This window comes from Corynebacterium tuscaniense (assembly GCF_008693065.1).
Lineage (GTDB): Bacteria > Actinomycetota > Actinomycetes > Mycobacteriales > Mycobacteriaceae > Corynebacterium > Corynebacterium tuscaniense.
Genome location: NZ_VXKH01000122.1, coordinates 1 through 1,511 on the forward strand (window position 1 = coordinate 1; position 1,511 = coordinate 1,511).

Genomic DNA, 1,511 nt, shown 5'->3' on the forward strand with positions numbered 1-1,511 from the left:
ACGCCGCCATCGTCAGCGCCGCGGTGGTGAGATCCGCGGTGGTGATCTCCGGGGCGATATCGGCGGCGAAGTGTTGGTAGTCCGACTGGGAATACGCGCGCAGCACCGTGCCAGGTCCCAGGCGGCCAGCACGCCCGGCGCGCTGGTCCGCACTGGTCGTGGCAGCGGAGACGGTGACCAGTCCCGTCATGGCGCGGCTGGCATCGCGCCGGGGAACGCGGGAGAGACCAGCATCCACCACGCGACGGACACCGGGGACGGTGATGGAGGACTCCGCAATCGAGGTGGCCACCACCACGACGGCATCCCCATCCAGTGCTGCGTCTTGTTCGCGGGAACTCAACCGGCCGTGCAGCGGCGCGGCATCGGGAAGGTGGCTGCACACCAACTCCACCTCACGCACACCCGGAACGAAAACAAGGGTGCGCTCTGAAGCGGGAGCCCCACCAGCTAGCCCTGCCACATGTTCGTAGAACTCCCGCGTGCCCTCCGCACGGCCGGGGTGCGGGTGGTAGCTCACATCCAGGGGGTGAATCACGGACTCCGTGGACACCACCTGCGCACCCATGTGGTCAGCCAACGCTTGGGCGTCCAAGGTGGCAGACATGGCGGCCAGGTAGAGGTCATCGCGCAGGTAGGCCACTTCCATCAGCATGGCCAGGACTAAGTCGGTGTCCAGCTGGCGTTCGTGAACCTCATCGATCACTACCGCGCCCACACCAGCAAGTTCCGGGTCCTTGAGCAACCGGTTAAGCAACACGCCCGGGGTGACAAACTCCACCAGTGAGCCGTCTTTGTGCTCGCCGCGGATGGAGTAGCCGATGCGGGTGCCGAGGGGGGAGGCGTCGAGAAGCGAAAGACGACGTGCAGCCGCACGAACCGCAACGCGGCGTGGCGCGACAACGAGTGTGGTGCCGTCCACGAGGTTGCTGATCGCGGGCGGCACGAGCGTTGTTTTACCTGTTCCTGGCGGTGCTTCGACCACGACGGGGCCACGCGCGGGCAGCGAATCCACCATGCCCGCGACCGGTAGGCCCGCCCCGATGGCGGCGAGATCGAAGTGTGACACGCAGACAAATCTACATGCCCACAAGAGTGGACAATTTTCCCTTTACTTCGCCGCGCGCGTGCTTTTAGAGTGAAAAACGAAGGGGGAGGACATGGTGGGTGCCCTTAGTTTGAAAGCCCACCCGCCGATTGTGGCGGAGAGTCCGCGAAATGCAGTGGATCTGGTGATGGACGGGCTCGACGAGTTCGATGAATTCGACGAATTCGGCGAAGAGAAAGCAAGCTAGCGGCCGGGGGATAGACTCAGCTGCATGGCTGAGAACAAGATCGCAGTAGTCACCGGTGGTTCCGCCGGTATTGGGGAGGCCACGGCCCGCGCGCTGGCCGCCGACGGCTGGACCGTTTACGTTGCTGCCCGCCGCGCTGAGGAGTGTGAGCGCATCGCTGCCGAAATCGGTGGCGTGGGTGTGGGGTTGGACGTGACGGATCAGGCCAGCGTCGAC

General features: G+C 64.9%; 3 protein-coding genes. 2 read left to right on the plus strand and 1 reads right to left on the minus strand.

From position 1 onward, the window contains the following. Positions 1-1,018 (minus strand): helicase-related protein (locus F4V54_RS10750; protein ID WP_150387136.1); only part of this gene is annotated, 1,018 nt, incomplete at its 3' end. 142 nt (positions 1,019-1,160) lie between these two features. On the opposite strand from F4V54_RS10750, the gene F4V54_RS11880 reads away from it, so the two are divergent. Together F4V54_RS11880 and F4V54_RS10755 are read left to right on the plus strand one after the other, a co-directional pair. Beyond that, positions 1,161-1,295 carry a hypothetical protein gene (locus F4V54_RS11880; RefSeq protein WP_282958595.1) on the plus strand — a complete coding sequence of 45 codons (135 nt, stop codon included), beginning with the start codon at positions 1,161-1,163 and terminating at the stop codon, positions 1,293-1,295. A 24-nt stretch (positions 1,296-1,319) separates the two neighbouring features. Further along, on the plus strand, positions 1,320-1,511 hold a 192-nt coding region (locus tag F4V54_RS10755), incomplete at its 3' end, for an SDR family NAD(P)-dependent oxidoreductase (protein ID WP_150387135.1).